This is a genomic window from Bacillus sp. AC266 (assembly GCF_979253805.1).
Genome location: NZ_CEEDEC010000003.1, coordinates 571,667 through 589,211, shown reverse-complemented (window position 1 = coordinate 589,211; position 17,545 = coordinate 571,667). Strand labels below are relative to the sequence as shown.

At 35.5% G+C, this 17,545-nt stretch carries 20 protein-coding genes and 1 riboswitch; of the genes, 12 read left to right on the top strand and 8 right to left on the bottom strand.

What is annotated here, in order from left to right; translation table 11 throughout:
- Positions 1-15 precede the first annotated feature (15 nt).
- Together AC0IXC_RS16285 and AC0IXC_RS16280 are read left to right on the top strand one after the other, a co-directional pair.
- Positions 16-738, top strand: a complete 723-nt coding sequence (locus AC0IXC_RS16285; protein ID WP_033708915.1) for a prepilin peptidase — start codon at positions 16-18, stop codon at positions 736-738.
- 14 nt (positions 739-752) lie between these two features.
- Positions 753-1,064 carry a cyclic-phosphate processing receiver domain-containing protein gene (locus AC0IXC_RS16280; RefSeq protein ID WP_002140920.1) on the top strand — a complete coding sequence of 104 codons (312 nt, stop codon included), beginning with the start codon at positions 753-755 and terminating at the stop codon, positions 1,062-1,064.
- Between the two features lie 27 nt (positions 1,065-1,091).
- On the opposite strand, the gene AC0IXC_RS16275 is transcribed toward AC0IXC_RS16280, so the two are convergent.
- The 7 genes from AC0IXC_RS16275 to phaQ form a co-directional block, all read right to left on the bottom strand.
- The gene (locus AC0IXC_RS16275; protein ID WP_002011581.1) at positions 1,092-1,943 is read right to left on the bottom strand and encodes a formate/nitrite transporter family protein; all 852 of its coding nucleotides are present in this window, start codon (positions 1,941-1,943) and stop codon (positions 1,092-1,094) included.
- A gap of 209 nt (positions 1,944-2,152) precedes the next feature.
- A complete protein-coding gene (locus tag AC0IXC_RS16270; RefSeq protein WP_002011580.1) occupies positions 2,153-2,947 on the bottom strand; it encodes a TerC family protein in 795 nt (264 codons plus the stop codon).
- A gap of 79 nt (positions 2,948-3,026) precedes the next feature.
- Positions 3,027-3,199: riboswitch (yybP-ykoY riboswitch) on the bottom strand.
- A 38-nt stretch (positions 3,200-3,237) separates the two neighbouring features.
- Positions 3,238-4,557 (bottom strand): TrkH family potassium uptake protein, encoded by a 1,320-nt coding sequence (locus AC0IXC_RS16265; RefSeq protein ID WP_033708914.1) that lies wholly within the window; start codon positions 4,555-4,557, stop codon positions 3,238-3,240.
- 113 nt (positions 4,558-4,670) lie between these two features.
- Positions 4,671-4,856, bottom strand: a complete 186-nt coding sequence (locus AC0IXC_RS16260; RefSeq protein WP_000241212.1) for an alpha/beta-type small acid-soluble spore protein — start codon at positions 4,854-4,856, stop codon at positions 4,671-4,673.
- 142 nt (positions 4,857-4,998) lie between these two features.
- On the bottom strand, positions 4,999-5,442 hold the full coding sequence (locus AC0IXC_RS16255; protein ID WP_001067911.1) for a MaoC family dehydratase: 444 nt from the start codon (positions 5,440-5,442) through the stop codon (positions 4,999-5,001).
- A 101-nt stretch (positions 5,443-5,543) separates the two neighbouring features.
- The gene (gene phaP, locus AC0IXC_RS16250) at positions 5,544-6,068 is read right to left on the bottom strand and encodes a polyhydroxyalkanoic acid inclusion protein PhaP (RefSeq protein ID WP_002011575.1); all 525 of its coding nucleotides are present in this window, start codon (positions 6,066-6,068) and stop codon (positions 5,544-5,546) included.
- A 42-nt stretch (positions 6,069-6,110) separates the two neighbouring features.
- Positions 6,111-6,563: a poly-beta-hydroxybutyrate-responsive repressor gene (phaQ, locus tag AC0IXC_RS16245; protein ID WP_000903018.1), complete on the bottom strand. Its 453-nt coding sequence runs from the start codon at positions 6,561-6,563 to the stop codon at positions 6,111-6,113.
- Between the two features lie 198 nt (positions 6,564-6,761).
- Here phaQ and phaR point away from each other — a divergent pair, with 198 nt between their 5' ends.
- The 5 genes from phaR to AC0IXC_RS16220 all read left to right on the top strand — a co-directional run bounded on the left by phaR (position 6,762) and on the right by AC0IXC_RS16220 (position 11,969).
- Positions 6,762-7,244 (top strand): polyhydroxyalkanoic acid synthase subunit PhaR, encoded by a 483-nt coding sequence (gene phaR / locus AC0IXC_RS16240; RefSeq protein ID WP_000566956.1) that lies wholly within the window; start codon positions 6,762-6,764, stop codon positions 7,242-7,244.
- Positions 7,245-7,395: 151 nt separating this feature from the next.
- A complete protein-coding gene (locus AC0IXC_RS16235; protein WP_002030515.1) occupies positions 7,396-8,139 on the top strand; it encodes an acetoacetyl-CoA reductase in 744 nt (247 codons plus the stop codon).
- A gap of 83 nt (positions 8,140-8,222) precedes the next feature.
- Positions 8,223-9,308 carry a class III poly(R)-hydroxyalkanoic acid synthase subunit PhaC gene (gene phaC, locus AC0IXC_RS16230; protein WP_000206840.1) on the top strand — a complete coding sequence of 362 codons (1,086 nt, stop codon included), beginning with the start codon at positions 8,223-8,225 and terminating at the stop codon, positions 9,306-9,308.
- A 94-nt stretch (positions 9,309-9,402) separates the two neighbouring features.
- A complete protein-coding gene (locus AC0IXC_RS16225; RefSeq protein ID WP_471653046.1) occupies positions 9,403-10,596 on the top strand; it encodes an NAD(P)/FAD-dependent oxidoreductase in 1,194 nt (397 codons plus the stop codon).
- A 23-nt stretch (positions 10,597-10,619) separates the two neighbouring features.
- A complete protein-coding gene (locus AC0IXC_RS16220; RefSeq protein ID WP_002011570.1) occupies positions 10,620-11,969 on the top strand; it encodes a TrkH family potassium uptake protein in 1,350 nt (449 codons plus the stop codon).
- 38 nt (positions 11,970-12,007) lie between these two features.
- On the opposite strand, the gene AC0IXC_RS16215 is transcribed toward AC0IXC_RS16220, so the two are convergent.
- Positions 12,008-12,391, bottom strand: coding sequence for a DUF3905 domain-containing protein (locus tag AC0IXC_RS16215; protein WP_002011568.1), 384 nt, complete (start codon positions 12,389-12,391; stop codon positions 12,008-12,010).
- 97 nt (positions 12,392-12,488) lie between these two features.
- On the opposite strand from AC0IXC_RS16215, the gene AC0IXC_RS16210 reads away from it, so the two are divergent.
- The 5 genes from AC0IXC_RS16210 (at position 12,489) to phnX (ending at position 17,544) form a co-directional block, all read left to right on the top strand.
- Positions 12,489-12,644, top strand: coding sequence for a hypothetical protein (locus AC0IXC_RS16210; protein WP_002011566.1), 156 nt, complete (start codon positions 12,489-12,491; stop codon positions 12,642-12,644).
- Between the two features lie 228 nt (positions 12,645-12,872).
- Positions 12,873-13,949: a putative 2-aminoethylphosphonate ABC transporter substrate-binding protein gene (locus AC0IXC_RS16205; RefSeq protein ID WP_002030507.1), complete on the top strand. Its 1,077-nt coding sequence runs from the start codon at positions 12,873-12,875 to the stop codon at positions 13,947-13,949.
- A 19-nt stretch (positions 13,950-13,968) separates the two neighbouring features.
- Complete coding sequence (locus AC0IXC_RS16200) at positions 13,969-14,970, top strand: putative 2-aminoethylphosphonate ABC transporter ATP-binding protein (protein ID WP_471653045.1); 1,002 nt, start codon at positions 13,969-13,971, stop codon at positions 14,968-14,970.
- Entirely contained in the window at positions 14,971-16,728 is a 1,758-nt protein-coding gene (locus tag AC0IXC_RS16195; RefSeq protein ID WP_471653044.1) for a putative 2-aminoethylphosphonate ABC transporter permease subunit, read from the top strand.
- Positions 16,729-16,749: 21 nt separating this feature from the next.
- Positions 16,750-17,544, top strand: coding sequence for a phosphonoacetaldehyde hydrolase (gene phnX / locus AC0IXC_RS16190; protein ID WP_002140928.1), 795 nt, complete (start codon positions 16,750-16,752; stop codon positions 17,542-17,544).
- Position 17,545 lies beyond the last annotated feature (1 nt).

Genomic DNA, 17,545 nt, shown 5'->3' with positions numbered 1-17,545 from the left:
AAAGGAGAGGAAGGGATGTTCACTTATTTATATGCATTGTTAATAGGTATGGTGTTTGGTTCTTTTTTTATGGTGATTGCGATGAGAGTTCCAGTAGGGGAATCTATTATTACACCGCGTTCGTACTGTCATTACTGCAAGTATACGTTACAGCCGAAAGAACTTATTCCAATCATTTCATTTTGTATACAAAAAGGGCGTTGTACGAATTGTAAGAGCAAAATCTCAAGTTTGTACATAGTATTTGAATTTGTTACAGGCAGTTTATTTTTTCTTACTGTATATGTAATTGGAATGGAAAGAGAGCTCATCATCATTTTATCGCTTTTTTCGTTACTTCTAATTATTTCAGTTACAGATTTAGTATATATGCTAATACCTAATCGTATTTTAATTTGGTTTGCGCTTTTGCTTATTTTAGAATGTATTTTTGTACCGTTAGTCACTTGGACAGATAGTATAGTTGGTAGTGGCGTTATATTCATTTTGTTATATTGCATGCAAAAGATATATCCAGAAGGGCTTGGTGGAGGGGATATAAAATTACTTTCGCTGCTTGGATTTATAGTGGGACTGAAAGGGATTTTTATGATTTTATTTTTAGCATCTTGCTTTAGTCTTTGTTTCTTTGGAGCTGGTATAGTATTAAAACGTATGAAAATGAGGAGCCAAATTCCGTTTGGTCCTTTTATTAGTCTTGGAGCAATATGTTACATGCTGGTCACGTATACAAAATAGAGAGGGGATAGAACATGAATGTATATATGGATGATCAAAGAAGTTGTCCATACGGGTATGTACTCGCCACTACAGTAGAATGTGCTTTGCAAATGGTTCGGGATTATGATGTAAATATTCTTTCCCTTGATTTTAATATGGGATGGGGAGAAAAAAGTGGGTTAGATTTCGTAGAAGCTTTCTGCAACGAAGGTTTATATGTTAATGAAATTCACCTTCATACAAATGATGTCATCGGTATGCATCAGATGAAAAAGAGCATAGAGAGAGGGAAGGAAAACGGGGAAATTAATCCTTATATTGCCTTGAAATATGTAGGGAGCTAAAAACTCCAAAGTAAAACTTTGGAGTTTTTAATGTTTCATATGTGCTTGTAAAGGAATAATTTCCTCCGTTTGAGCTCCAACTAATTGAGTTTTCTCTTGTTCAACAACAGGTGCTTTCTTTGTTAAGTAATGATATACCATACCGACAAATACGGATCCGCCAATAATGTTACCGATTGTAACTGGAATTAAGTTATGAATAGCGCCCGCAAAAGAAATTGTCTCAGGATGTGGTGATACTAAAGATAAAGCAAACAGTGATAAGTTTGCAATGCTATGCTCATAACCAGATAAAAAGAAAGTGAAAACGAGCATCATCATCATTAATATTTTTGCTGTGTCACCTTTCACTTGAGAAGGTAAGAAGCAGGCAAGACATACGAGCCAGTTACATAAAATCGCTTTAAAGAATAATTGCATTGTAGGTGTATTCATCTTTCCTTCAACAACTTTATTCATTAAATGACTGTGATCAATTGCTTCGAAAATTCCAGTTGCGTAAAATAGTAAGGCAAAGAATAAAGCACCAGCTAAGTTACCTGCATAACAAGCAACCCAGTTACGAAGTGTATCAGAAATCGTTGTTTCTTTTCTTAAAGTTGCCACTGTGAAGTACATCGTATTGCCAGTAAATAATTCAGCGCCGCCATATATAATAAGTACGAGAGCAATTCCGAAAAACATGGAGGAAGCTAAATATGTTGCTGGTGAATCTGCAATATGAAAAAAGTTACCTAATTTAAAACATAGTACAATAATAAAACCGATATAAATGCCCGCAAGTGCAGCACGAATGAAATATTGCATTGGATTTATATCTAGCATTTGTTTTTTGCTCTTAGCCAGTTTTACAACGTAATCTAATCCTTGTTCTAGCATGAGTAATACGCTCCTTTAATACATCGTCTATAAATACTCCTTATATGAATAAGGTACATGGATTTGTTCATAGTTTCAATAAGTTTGTGCAATATTTCACAAAAAGGACATACATCTATAAAGGAAGCGTTTACAAAAGGTAGTATAATGGAATTTTTTCTAAAAATAGAGAGGGGAATTGAAACGAGAAAAAAGAAAAAGCGCTGTAATTACAGCGCTTTTTCGTCTAAATTCTTTTCTACTTTTACTTCTACTTCTTTCGAGAAGAACCAACCGCAAACTGCGATTCCAACTAATACAATCCAGAATGTAAGCTTCCACGGAGTGGATTCTGGGAATGAATGCGGAAGGACATTTAAAGCAGGGTGTGCTAACGTATAAACTGTTAATTTCACACCAACCCAACCTACAATTAAAAATGCTGCAGTTTCAAGTCCTGGTTTACGTTTTAATATTTGTACGAAAGCAGTTGCTGCAAATCGCATTATAACTAATCCGATAAGTCCACCTGTAAAGATAACGATAAATTGACCTGTATCAAGACTACCAATCGTACCTAATCCTGTTTTCGGTAAAGTCACTGCTAATGCAACAGCAGCTAAAATTGAATCAACTGCGAAGGCGATATCAGCAACTTCGACTTTAAATACAGTCCACCAAAAGTTCTCTTGTTTTTTCTTTGCTTCTTTTTCTTCTGTTTCTTCATGTGTATTCTTTTTAACATACGTTTTAAATAAGTGATTCCCCGCGATAAACATAAGATAAATCGCACCAATTGCTTGCACTTGCCATACATCTACTAGGAACGAAATCATAAATAGTGATCCGAAGCGGAAAACGAACGCTCCTGCTAATCCATAAAATAGTGCTTTCTTTCGTTTTTCTTCTGGTAAATGTTTTACCATAATTGCGAGAACGAGAGCGTTATCAGCCGCTAAAATCCCCTCTAGTGCAATTAGGATGAGTAATACCCAACCATACTCCAATAATAATGATACATCCATGTACATTCTCCTCTCATTTCTATAAAGACTAAACAAGTGAAGAAGTTCCCCACTGTTTAGTTTCCCCATACTCCTGCGTATCAACGGTGGAAGGAATTTGAAAACAAAAAAGACCTCTGCCGTTGATAGGCAAAGGTCTTGCTAGACATATGTAATGAAAATGCCAACAAAGCCGGAAGAACTAAGTTCTACGTAATGACGACTTTGTTTCCAAGAAATAGTTCTTGGACGCTACTCCCCTTTGGAGATATGCTATTGTACTCTCATTATATGGATAATTTATACGGTTGTCAACCTGTTAAAATATCTTCGTTGGGATATTTTATTTTTCTTTGTTTTTTACGTGCAAATGAAAAGGCTAATGTTAAAGGCCCCATCTTTCCAAAAAACATCATAAAGATAATAATTGTTTTGCCGATAATTGTTAAGTGTGGCGTCAAATTCATGCTAAGGCCGACAGTTCCAAATGCTGAAAATACTTCAAAAGCACTCATTAATAAAGGAACCTTCTCAGTGATGCTTAAAATTAAAATGGAAAGAAAAATAAACGAAATTGAAATAATAGTAATCGTTAATGATTTGACAATGAGCGTATCTTTAATGGATTTTTTAAACACGACAATATCATCTTGTTCTTGCAAAAATTTAAATACGCCGAAAAACATAATCAAAAAAGTCGTTAATTTAATCCCTCCACCAGTTGAAGCACTGCCAGCACCAATAAACATAAGAAGCATCATTAATAAAAGTGAAGGTTTTGATAATGCAGAGATATCAACAGTATTAAACCCGGCAGTACGTGTTGAAACCGCTTGAAAATAAGCAGCCATACCTTCTTCAAATGGTGTAAAACCTCTCATGGAAATTGAATTATGGAACTCAAATATAAAGATAAAAGCTGTAGCAATAATATTGACGATTAGAGTAGAAGAGAGCATAAGCTTTGAGTGCAAAGTAAGGTTTTTAAAGTTTTTCTTTCTTTTTATATCTACGATAACCGTAAAACCAATCCCACCTAAAATAATGAGGGAAGAAATAACGAGATTGACGAGAATGCTATGGGAGTGCGACATTAAATTATCGCTCCACACAGAAAACCCAGCATTGTTAAAGGCTGAGATAGAATGAAAAAAGCTATAATATATACCTTTGGCAACCCCGTATTTTGGTACCCATTCAAAAGAGAGAAGTAAAGTAGCGATACATTCTACAGTAAAAGAAAATAAAAATAATGCTTTTGCAAGACGAATGATTCCGCCGACATTGGTTTGATTTAATGCTTGTTGTAATAAAATCCGGTTTTGAAGGCCGATTTTTCTACCGAGCATAATTGCGATTAAAACAGCAAAGCTCATAATGCCAAGCCCGCCAACTTGTATAAGTGTTAAAATGACACATTGGCCAAATAAGGTAAATACTTTACCAGTGTCCACAACACCAAGCCCTGTAACCGTACAAGCAGAAACCGTTGTAAATAAAGCATCGAGCCATGAAATAGACGTTGTTGTAGCAATTGGCAATTTCAATAGGCATGTACCGATAATTGATAGCATAATAAAAGATACAGTAAGAACACGGGGAGGACTCATGCTAATGTTAATCCGTTTCATTTCACATATCGTTCCTTTCGATTTGCTCTTACTAGTATGTGAAGAAGCACTATTATGTATGTTAAAAAAGAAAGAGGCAGAGAATATCTGCCTCTAAGCCATAGGTTATATAGTTATCCGCGTAATTGTTGTTGAGCTAAAGCAACAAGACGTTTCGTTACTTCACCGCCAACTGATCCGTTAGAACGAGATGCTGTATTAGATCCTAAGCTTACACCGAATTCTTGTGCGATTTCATATTTGAATTGTTCAAGTGCTTGCTCTGCACCCGGAACTAGTAATTTGTTTGTTTTCACCATGTTGATACACATCCTTAAAGAGTAATCCAGTTTAGCTAAGTGCTATCTGGTAATGTTATTTTATGTGTAAACGACGTACTCATACACGGAAGTAAACGGTGTGATTAGAAGTTCTTGGATAGAAAAAAGAGTAGCAAATTTGCTACTCTTTTTTCAGTATTGTCGCTGTACCTTCTACGACAATATCATCAGATTGATTATATATGTTTGTTTGCAATGTGATAATTTTTTTATCGTCCCGTTTTTTAATAACTTCTGCCACAACGCGAAGTGTATCACCGATTTTGACAGGAGCACGGAATGAAACGTTTTGTGATAAATAAATCGTATTTTTGCCAGGAAGTTTCGTTCCAAGAATGGTAGAAATAAAACTTGAAACGAGCATGCCATGGGCAATACGTTCTTTGAACATTGTCGTTTTTGCAAAAGAGTCTAGAATGTGAATAGGATTTACATCTCCAGTCAATTTTGCAAAATTGATAACGTCCTCATCCGTAATTTTTTTTGTAAGTGATGCTTGATCACCGACTTGAATCTCATCGTAACGAAGCTCCGGAACAGTTTGTGCTTCTTGAAATGGATTCATTTTGTCCTCCTTCTTTTCCATATCGAAAAATGTAAGCCATCTTGATGTAGTAGGAGGAAGAAAGAGTTTTGTTTGTGCTGCAGTTAGTTGCCACATTTTTCTTACTTGATGGAAGTAAATAGATTTTTTGAGTTTTCCTCGAACTGCTTTGCGAGTTCTAGTTGTTTGGACTTGAACTCTCCCAAAAAAACTTCTAACTGTTTTTGAACCTCTTCACGTTGCGACTGTTGTTGTTCGATAAAGTGTTTTGTTGTTTCTTCAAATTGGCCGCTAGTTTGAGTAAGAATAGACAAAGATGTTTTCGTAGGCGAAACAGTAAGTTGGTGCATTTGATTAGAAAGCTCATTCCACTTTTCTTGCCACTCGTTAATTTGATCATTTAAGGAGTTTCCAGTTAATTGCTTCACATAGTCTGTATATTGGTTATTGAACTGAGCAGTGAATTGGTGTAGTTCTTTTTCTAATTCATCTACTCCTGATGTTAATTTATGCAAAGCGTCTTGTTGTTGTTTTAACGTTTCTAAAGTAAGTTGCTCTAATTGTTTCCCAGCTGAAGAGAAGAGGGAAAGAGATTGAGACCAGTTTTTCCAAAATGCATCGACTAATTCGTATGGCTTAGTTTCCATTGTTTGACCTCCAAATGTTTTTTTGCATATTGTGAACGCAGATTACTCTGCTGTACCACCAGGTGAAGATGAAGAATCCTTTTCATCCTTTTCTGGAGAAGTAGAAAATGGAAAGAATGCATTGGTGTATAACGTGAAAAACGTCCGCAACATATTTTGATAATGTTCAAAAGAAGTCGCACATGTTGTTAAATATTGCTCTCCATATTCTGTTAAAGAATAAATTCGTTTCGCTGGCCCGCCTTCGCTTGTATCCCAAGTAGAAGAAATAAGATTTTCTTTTTCTAATTTGCGTAGTGTCCTATACACATTACCTTGGTCAACAGAAGAAAAGCCGATGTCCATTAGCATTTGAATAAGTTTGTAACCATGAAGACTCCAGTCTTTTAGACAGAGAAGTAAGAAAGGAACTAAGAAGTTTTTTGGCATGGAGTTTGGTTGTTTCGCTTGGTTTTTTTCCAAACTTTCTGGGTGTTCTGGTTCATTATGTAGCATGATTGTACATCACCTCATGAATCAGTTAGATGGAATTTTTTGCTTATAAGTGCAATTTACACCTATCTGTTTTTAATGTCAATACATTTGTTAGAAAATAAAGAAAAATAAAATATACACTTGAAGTTTTATTCGGAATATTAGAAAATAGTGAATAGGTTGAATTGTTTCAAAAACGAAAAAGGGAGTGTAGTCGAAGTGATTGATCAAAAATTCGATCCATTGCAAGCATGGAAAAATGCTTATGAACAAACCGAAACATTTTGGGGAAAAGCGCTCAATGAAACAATTAAAACAGAAGAATATTCTGCTTGGATGGGCAGCGTTCTAGATTTGAATTTGTTTTATCAAAAAGCATTAAATGATACGACAAAAAATTATTTAGAACAGGTGAATGTGCCGACGAGAGAGGATATCGCTAGGGTAGCTACGCTTGTTATTAACTTAGAAAATAAAGTTGATAACATCGAAGAAATTCTAGAAGAGAAAGTGGATTCATTAGGACAAGCTCCTACATTAAAGCGTGATGTTACGAAAGTAAAACAAGATATGCGCACGTTAGAAACGAAAGTTGATCAAATTTTAGAATTGCTAGAAAAGCAAAATGCAGTACTAGCTAAACTACAAGTACCTGTAAAAGAAGAAGTAAAGCCTGTAAATAAGCCAGAAAATAAAAAATGATAATGGCGTTTGTTTATAACGTGTAAAAGAGAGAGGGAGAATCTCTTTTCATGTATAAACAACGAAACATAATTAATATATGGACTCAATAGTATGAGTACCAAAATGATTCATAACAATCGTTCACAAATTCATTTAAGGGGGAAAAGAAATGGTTCAATTAAATGGCAAAGTAGCAATCGTAACAGGTGGGGCAAAAGGAATTGGAAAAGCAATCACAGTAGCATTAGCACAAGAGGGAGCAAAAGTAGTTATTAACTATAACAGCAGTAAAGAAGCAGCTGAAAACTTAGTAAATGAATTAGGAAAAGAAGGACATGACGTTTATGCAGTTCAAGCGGATGTTTCTAAAGTAGAAGATGCAAACAGACTTGTAGAAGAAGCTGTGAATCATTTTGGTCAAGTTGATATTCTTGTTAATAATGCTGGTATTACAAGAGATCGTACATTCAAAAAATTAAATCGTGAAGATTGGGAGCGCGTAATTGACGTGAACTTAAGCAGTGTATTTAATACGACAAGCGCGGTACTTCCATACATATCGGAAGCAGAAGAAGGAAGAATCATTAGTATTTCTTCTATTATTGGCCAAGCTGGTGGATTTGGACAAACAAACTACTCAGCAGCAAAAGCAGGTATGCTAGGATTTACAAAATCATTAGCGTTAGAACTTGCAAGAACAAATGTAACTGTAAACGCAATTTGCCCAGGATTTATTGATACTGAAATGGTAGCAGAAGTACCAGAAGAAGTGCGTCAAAAAATCGTTGCGAAAATCCCGAAAAAACGTTTTGGTCAAGCTGATGAAATTGCAAAAGGTGTAGTATATCTATGCCGTGACGGTGCGTATATCACAGGTCAGCAATTAAACATTAACGGCGGATTATACATGTAATGAAGTAAGAAAAAAGTGCATATCCATAGCAGGAATGCACTTCTTTTTTTAGAAAGAAATTGACCAAAAAGGAGATAGGAAAAATGACTACATTCGTAACGGAATGGGAAAAGCAATTGGAGTTGTACCCAGAAGAATATCGTAAAGCATATCGCCGTGTGAAAAGAGCGAGCGAAGTTTTATTACGCGAACCAGAACCACAAGTTGGTTTAACACCGAAAGAGGTTATTTGGACGAAGAATAAAACGAAGCTGTATCGTTACATTCCAAAACAAGAAAAAACACAGAGAGTTCCAATCTTATTAATATACGCTCTTATTAATAAACCGTATATTATGGATTTAACTCCAGGAAATAGTTTAGTGGAATATTTAGTAGATCGTGGTTTTGATGTGTATATGCTTGATTGGGGCACATTCGGTTTAGAAGATAGTCATTTGAAGTTTGATGATTTCGTGTTCGATTATATTGCAAAAGCAGTGAAAAAAGTAATGAGAACTGCAAAATCGGACGAGATTTCTTTACTTGGTTATTGCATGGGTGGAACGTTAACATCTATTTATGCAGCGCTTCATCCGGACATGCCAATCCGTAACTTGATTTTTATGACAAGTCCTTTTGATTTCTCTGAAACAGGATTATACGGTCCTTTATTAGATGAGAAATATTTCAATTTAGATAAAGCGGTTGATACATTCGGAAATATTCCGCCAGAAATGATTGATTTCGGAAATAAGATGTTAAAACCAATTACAAACTTTGTCGGTCCATATGTTGCTTTAGTCGATCGTTCAGAAAATGAGCGCTTCGTCGAAAGTTGGAAATTAGTTCAAAAGTGGGTAGGCGATGGTATTCCGTTCCCAGGTGAATCGTATAGACAATGGATTCGGGATTTTTATCAAAATAATAAATTAGTGAAGGGTGAACTCGTTATTCGCGGACAAAAGGTAGACCTTGCAAATATTAAGGCGAATGTCTTAAATATTTCTGCGAAACGTGATCATATCGCTCTGCCATGTCAAGTAGAAGCTTTACTTGATCATATTTCTAGCACAGATAAACAGTATGTATGTTTACCGACAGGACATATGTCTATCGTGTATGGTGGAACGGCTGTAAAGCAAACATATCCGACGGTTGGAAATTGGCTTGAAGAGCGTTCTAATTAAAGAGAAGAAATCCAACTAGCTTATGTTAGTTGGATTTTTTTATGGAAAATGACGAAACATAGGAAGGAGAAAAATACATTGTAGGAGTATAATTATGAAGCTTATGACTGGTAAGTTGTTTTGGAATTCTGGAGTTTCTGTACCTTGTTATCCAACGTTAGAAAATGATATGATATGTGATGTACTAGTAATTGGAAGTGGAGAAGCAGGTGCTCATATAGCGTATTCGTTAGCTAAAATTGGAATGCGTGTTATGCTCATTGAAAAAAGAGCAATTGCATGTGGTAGCACAGCTGCAAATACAGGATTATTACAATTTGTTCATGATAAATCGTTAACCTCTCTTATTCATACATTTGGTGAAGAAAAAGGGGTACGAGCATATAGACTTTGTTATGAAGCGCTGCAAACAATGGAGAAGGTTGTGCCAACTCTCGATATTGATCCCCATTTTATTCCGCGAAATAGTTTGTATTATGCAAGTAGAGATGAGGATGTTTCATTTTTACAAGAAGAATATAATACGTTACGCCATTATGGATTTCCGGTTGAATATTTTACAGAGTCTGATATTAAGAAACGTTATTCATTTGCAAAACAAGCAGCGTTATATACAAGCGGTGATGCAGAAGTGAATCCGTATTTATTAGCGCATAGTCTTTTGCATAAAGCGAAACAAATGGGCGCTACTATATACGAACATACAGAGGCATTACATATTAAACAAATCCAAAATGATTTAATTTGTTACACGAATACAGGAAATAAAATAGTAGCAAAGAATATTATTATGGCGACAGGTTATGAAGCAATTTTTGGAAAGAAAGAAAAAAATACAACAGTAGAAACGTCTTATGCCGTTGTGACAAATAAGATAGATTATTTTGAAGGCTGGCATGAGCAATCGTTAATTTGGGAAACAGCACGTCCATATTTGTATAGTCGAACGTATCAAAACCGCATTGTTATAGGCGGATTAGATGAGGCGCTGAAAATTCAAAAAATCGGCGATACGAAATTATTGCATAAGCGTAATCTTCTTATTAACATTGTAAAAGAAATGTTCCCGCAGTATAAAAATATACGGGCAGAGTACTATTGGGCAGCAGCATTTGGTGGCAGTCATGACGGTCTTCCTATTTTAAAAGAAGATAAAAAAATACATAATTTATATTACGCACTGCCGTATGGGGGAAATGGAACTGTATACGGAATGGTATTTGCGAAACTATTTCAGCAGTTATTTACAAATGAAGAAAGTGATGATTTTTCTTTATTTAATCGATAGAAAAAAGGTAGCGAAGTGATGGAATGAGAGATATAAAAAAGTTTTTACAAAAGTTACGTCCCGTACAACTTATCGTTGTATTTTATTTACTAGCAGTAGTCGTATCGGTAATTTTGCTTAGTTTACCATTTGTTACGAAGCCTGAAGTGAAATGGACATTTATCGATGCACTATTTACATCTGTTAGTGCGGTAAGTGTTACGGGACTGTCTGTTGTTACGATTTCAGATACGTTTACAACGGCAGGAATTATTGTTTTAGCCCTTATTTTACAATTAGGCGGATTAGGAATTATGGCGCTTGGTACATTCGTCTGGATTATAACGGGGAAAAAGATTGGTTTGCAAAGAAGAAGATTAATTATGGCAGACCATAACCAAGGGAATTTATCGGGCCTTGTAGAATTGATGCGTTCTATTTTAATTGTAATTATTTCGATAGAACTCATTGGAGCAATACTGTTAGGTACAAGGTTCTTACTATATTTCCCGACTTGGCAAGAAGCTTATTTTCACGGTTTCTTTGCCGCTGTGAGCGCAACAACGAACGGAGGATTTGATTTAACAGGACAATCACTTATTCCGTACAAAAAAGATTATATTGTTCAAATGATTCATATGTTGCTTATTATTTTAGGAGCTATCGGTTTCCCAGTGTTAATGGAAGTAAAACAATTCCTTAGTAAAAGGCGACAACAACTATTTCGCTTTTCGTTATTTACAAAATTGACGACAACGACATTTTTTGTACTCGTTATTGTTGGAACAATTATGATTTTTCTATTAGAACGAAATCATTTTTTAGTAGGAAAGTCATGGCATGAAACTGTATTTTATACATTATTCCAATCTGTGACGACGCGAAGTGGAGGACTCGCTACAATGGACATACGTGAATTATCACAACCAACGCTTTTATTTATGAGTATATTAATGTTCATTGGGGCATCTCCAAGTTCAGTTGGGGGCGGAATACGTACAACAACATTTGCAGTTAGTATATTATCGTTATATACATTTGCAAGAGGCGGGAGAACAGTCCGAGTTTTCAAACGTCAGCTACATGAAGAGGACGTGTTGAAAGCATCTGTCGTTATGACGATGGGGATTTTATTATGTGCCTCAGCGCTATTCATTTTATCTATTACGGAAAATGTACCGCTTATGAGCTTAATCGTTGAAGTTTGTTCTGCTTTCGGAACGACGGGACTATCAACAGGTGTTACTCCTGATTTAACAACTGTTGGTAAACTTGTACTCATTGTACTTATGTTTATCGGACGCGTCGGTATTTTGACATTTATTTTAGCTAGTGGTGGAAGAGAGCAACCAGCTCGCTATAAATATCCGAAAGAGAGAATTATTATTGGATAGTATGAAACCATTCTACCTATGTTAGGTAGAATGGTTTTTTAGTCGTTAATTCCGAATTGGGGATGCATAAAAGCATCATTTTTATTATCAACTTCGTTTTTAAGTAATTCTTGATTTTCTTCTGCAATCCATCCGATATCATTTGTAGGATGGATCCATTCTTCCCCAGCCATAATGGCAGGATCTACCTCATCACTCCAATTATTAAGAGGACTGTTAGTGGAATCGTATTTACTGTCTCCAATTACAACATCATATTGATTTATAAAAGGTTGTTGCATCTTTTTGCCTGTGCCTTTAAAAGAAGGAAAGTTCATTTGATGAGGGAGCGTCTCGTCTAAAATTGGCGATTGTATCGTTTCTTTTTCTTTCAAAGTAATCGCTCCTTTTTGTAATGGTTTGTTCGTATGTAGTATTTCCATCTATAAGCTCTTATGTACTTGTTAACACTTCCCAGTAATAATTACTGTAAGTTGTTTCAAACTAGAATAGAAAGTTATTTCGTGAGAGCAGGTGAATATGTTGGTAAAAAGAAAAGTAAAACAAAATGCAGCAATTAATAATAATAAAACTCCGAAAGAAAGCTTACCAGATGCAGAATTTGCATTAGAGTATGAAGGAGAAAATAGTGCGAAGTATGCAAATCGTAATTCAAAAAAAGGTAAACAAAAATGAGGCGTTTTTTACAAACGCCTCATTTTTTTGTGGGATTATAAAGGTTTTTTTAATTATTTGTAAATTTCACGTTTGATATTAGCAGAAAAATGCGAAAAAACATAGAAGTAGCAACGTATTACACAAAAACAAACAACAAACAAAAGATTAATGTTGGTTTAATACTGCTTTTACACTAGTTGTTTATATTAGAGTTGTACATAAGATTTGTAAAAGGAGAGAGAGACAGTGAAAAAAACAATCTTTAAAGCTGTAGCAACTGGAATGGTATTTTCGTTATTAATGGGGTGTGGTGCAAAGAAAGAAGAAAGTGCTGGAGCAAAAGTAAAAGATGATAAATTATCTGGATCATTAACTGTTTACACAGCGATTGAAGAAGAGCTTGTACCGATTTATCTTGATTCTTTTAAACAGAAGTACCCAGACGTGAAGTTGAACATTGTTCGTGATTCAACAGGAGTTATTACAGCGAAATTGCTAGCTGAAGGAAAAAATACACAAGCAGATGTTGTATGGGGAACTGCAGCGTCTAGTCTATTAGCTTTAGAGAAAAAAGATATGTTAAAAGGATACTCTCCAAAAGGAGCAGATCGTGTCCTTTCGCAATTTAAAGACGATAAGAAACCAGAAAAATGGGTAGGAAATACTGCATTTATGACGGGGATTGCTGTAAATAAAGAAGAATTGAAGAAGAAAAATTTACCGATGCCAGAATCATATGAAGATTTAACGAAACCAGAATATAAAGGAACGCTAGTTATGCCGCATCCGGCTTCTTCTGGAACAGGATTTTTAACAGTTTCTGCATGGCTACAAATTATGGGAGAAGATAAGGGCTGGGATTACATGAAGAAACTTCATGATAATATGGCAACTTATACTCATTCAGGTTCAAAACCAGCGAAATTAGCAGGCGCAGGTGAATATCCAGTTGGTGTATCAATGGTTTATAGTGCTTTGAAAGAGAAACAAAAAGGTGCACCAGTTGAAGTTGTACTGCCGAAAGAAGGATTAGGCTGGGAAGTAGAAGCGAACGCACTTATTAAAAAAGATAATGCTAAAAATGATAAATTAGCGCAAGCATTTTTAGATTGGGCAATTACAGATGATGTAATGAAGTTATACTTCGAGAAAAATGGATTTGCGACAATTAAAAATGATTATAAACTTCCAGATGGATTCCCTAAAGATGTGACAGAAAAGTTATATAAAAAGAATGACTTTAAATGGGCAGCAGAAAATCGTGACAAAATTTTAGAAAAATGGGAAAAAGAGTTTGGCCAAAAAGCAGAACCGAAAAAGTAAGTGAGTGGGAGAGAGAAAAATGCGCGAATATTTATCAATTCAACACATCCAAAAACAGTTTGATGCATTTACAGCGTTAAAGGATATTTCTTTTACTGTGAAAAAAAATGAGTTTGTTTGTTTATTAGGCCCAAGTGGTTGTGGGAAAACGACATTGCTCCGAATTTTAGCGGGGCTAGAAGAGGCAACAACAGGTAGTATTGCTGTGAATGGAAAAGATATTACAGCATTACCACCTGGAAAGAGGAACTTCGGAATGGTTTTTCAATCGTATGCATTATTTCCGAATTTAACTGCACTTGAAAACATTGAATACGGCTTAAAAACAAAAAAATATGGAAAAGCAGAAGTAAAAGAAAAAGCGCTATCGGCGTTAGAACTTGTTGATTTGCTGAATGTAAAAGATAAATATCCTGCTCAAATGTCTGGTGGACAACAGCAGCGAGTAGCACTTGCACGTGCGCTCGCTCTGTCTCCCGATATTTTGTTACTTGATGAGCCGTTATCTGCTTTAGATGCAAAAGTGCGTGAAAAGTTGCGCAGAGAAATGCGTGATTTGCAAGAAAAAGTGGGAGTAACAACTATTATGGTAACGCATGATCAAGAAGAGGCATTAACGATGGCTGATAAAATTGTTGTAATGAATCATGCGGAAATTATGCAGATTGGAACACCAGAGGAGATTTATCAAAGACCAGCCAATCCGTTTGTGGCAGATTTTATTGGTTCTATTAATTTCTTTTCGAAAAATAACGAAGAACATGCGATTCGTCCTGAACATGTAACAGTTGTACAAAATAATGGTATTAAAACAGTTGTAGAAAGCATGGAATTTCGCGGTTCTGTATACCGGACGGAAGTGCGGGTCATAGAAGAGAAAACACACCTTTATAATGAGAAAATTGTAGTGGATATATTGGCATCAGAAGTAGAGGAAACTGCTATTAGAAAAGGAAAGCCAATTCAAATCTCTTTCTCAGAAAATCATATGTTGTCATATGGAAAGAAGGTCATTGTATAGATGGAGATGTTAGAAAACTTTAAGGCAGAAAGTACAAAAAAAAAGATTAAGAGACGTATCGGTAAAGAAGAGTGGATACAAAGACTATTAATTATTGGTATGCTTCTTTCATTTTTTATCATGCTTGTATTGCCTTTATTACAACTGTTTACACAAGCCTTTTATGATAAAGATGGAGCTTTTGTTGGTGTTGCGAATTTCAGTAAATATTTCACAACACCAACGCTAGTTCAATCACTACAAAATACGATATGGATTTCGGGCGCTACAACAATTATTTCGGTTACACTCGCTTTCGCTTACGCATATGCGATCGCTCGTACAAATGTTTTTGGAAAGCGCATATTTCAATACATAGCATTATTACCATTATTCGCACCAACGATGATGCACGGTATTGCGCTTACATATTTATTTGGTAATCAAGGGTTAATAACAAAAGGAATGTTTGGTTTATTTGAAGGAATACAAATACCGTTATACGGACCAGTAGGAATTGTAATGGCTGAAGTTATGTATACATTTCCGCAAGCATTCCTTATTTTATTAATTGCTCTCCAAGGTTCTGATTATCGTTTATATGAAGCTTCTAATATGTTGGGTGCAAGTAAAGTGAAACAGTTTTTTACGGTTACTTTACCTAGTGTGAAATACGGATTAATTAGTGCGATGTTCGTTGTATTTACACTTAGTTTCACTGATTTTGGGGCACCTAAAATTGTTGGAGGACAATATAACGTACTTGCTACTGACGTATATAAGCAAGTAATTGGACAGCAAAATATGTCCATGGGCGCAACTGTCGGAATGATTTTATTGATCCCAGCTATTTTCGCATTTGCAGTTGATCGTATTACGCAAAGAAAACAGGCGAATCTCTTATCTTCAAAAGCAGTACCTTACAGAATAATAAATAATAAGAAAAGAGATGTTATTTCATTCGTATATTGTAGCATAGTCACGTTTATGATCATTCTTTTATTTGTGGCAGTTGGTATTGCTGCAAGTGTGAAAGTATGGCCATATAATATGAGTTTTACACTTGAGCATTTTAATTTTTCAAGTTTGACAGGAGACGGAATTGAAGCATTTAAAAATAGTGTAATTGTCTCAGCTATTACGGCAGTTATCGGGGCGATTTTAACATTTGTGTTCGCTTATGCGATTGAAAAAATAGAACAGCTACAGTTTTTCAGAAAAGTAGGCTACTTTTTCTCTATTGTACCGTTAGCGATTCCTGGATTAGTACTTGGATTAGGATATGTCTTTTTCTTTAGTCAACCAACAATTCAAATTCTAGGACTTTCAGTAACAAATCCGTTTCATTCCTTATATGGCACAATTGCTGTTTTAGTATTAGTAAATATCATTCATTTTTACTCTGTAACGTTTGTTACCGCAACGACTGCTTTAAAGAAACTAGACCGAGAGTTTGAACTTGTTTCACAGTCGATGAGCGTACCGTTTTATAAAACTTTCTTTCGAGTAACAGTACCGATGTGTTTACCAGCTATTTTAGAAATGGTTATGTACTATTTCGTAAATTCAATGGTGACTGTATCGGCAGTAGTGTTCTTATATGCGGCTGATTTTAAACTAGCTGCTGTATCAATTGTAAATATGGACGATGCAGGAAATGTAGCACCAGCAGCTGCAATGAGTGTACTTATTGTTGTTACAAATATTGTAGTGAGGGTTGTATATGAATGGGGAACGAAAGCACTTCGTAACCGAACGTCACAATGGCAAAAAAGATAAGTAAGAAGGGTGATGGATAGAATGAAAATTGAAGCAGTTATTTTTGATTGGGCAGGTACGACAGTTGATTACGGATGTTTTGCACCATTAGAAGTATTCATGAAGATTTTTCATAAACGCGGTGTTGAAATTACAGCAGAAGAAGCTCGCAAACCAATGGGGTTATTGAAGATTGATCATATTAGGGTATTAACGGAAATGCCCCGTATTTCGAATGAGTGGAAGCATGTCTTCGGACAATTACCAACAGAAGAAGATATTCATGAGATGTATGAAGAGTTTGAAGAAATTCTCTTTGCTATTTTACCGTACTATGCCACGCCAATTGATGGGGTAAAAGAAGTGGTTTCTTCACTACGTGAAAGAGGTATTAAAATTGGATCAACAACTGGTTATACGAGAGAAATGATGGACATTGTTGCAAAAGAAGCAGAAATACAAGGGTATAAACCTGATTTTCTTGTGACGCCAAATGATGTTCCAGCAGGTCGTCCATATCCGTGGATGTGTTATAAAAATGCGATGGAACTCTGTGTATACCCAATGAATCATATGATAAAAATTGGAGACACCGTGTCAGATATGAAAGAGGGAAGAAATGCTGGAATGTGGACAGTTGGTGTAATCCTCGGTAGTAGTGAGCTCGGTTTAACGGAAGAGGAAGTTGAGAATATGGATCCGTTAGAGCTTCGTGAAAAAATAGAAGTAGTTCGTAATCGTTTCATTGAAAATGGGGCTCATTTTACAATTGAAACGATGCAGGAGCTTGAAAACGTAATTGAACATATCGAGAAACAAGAACTTATTATTTCATAAA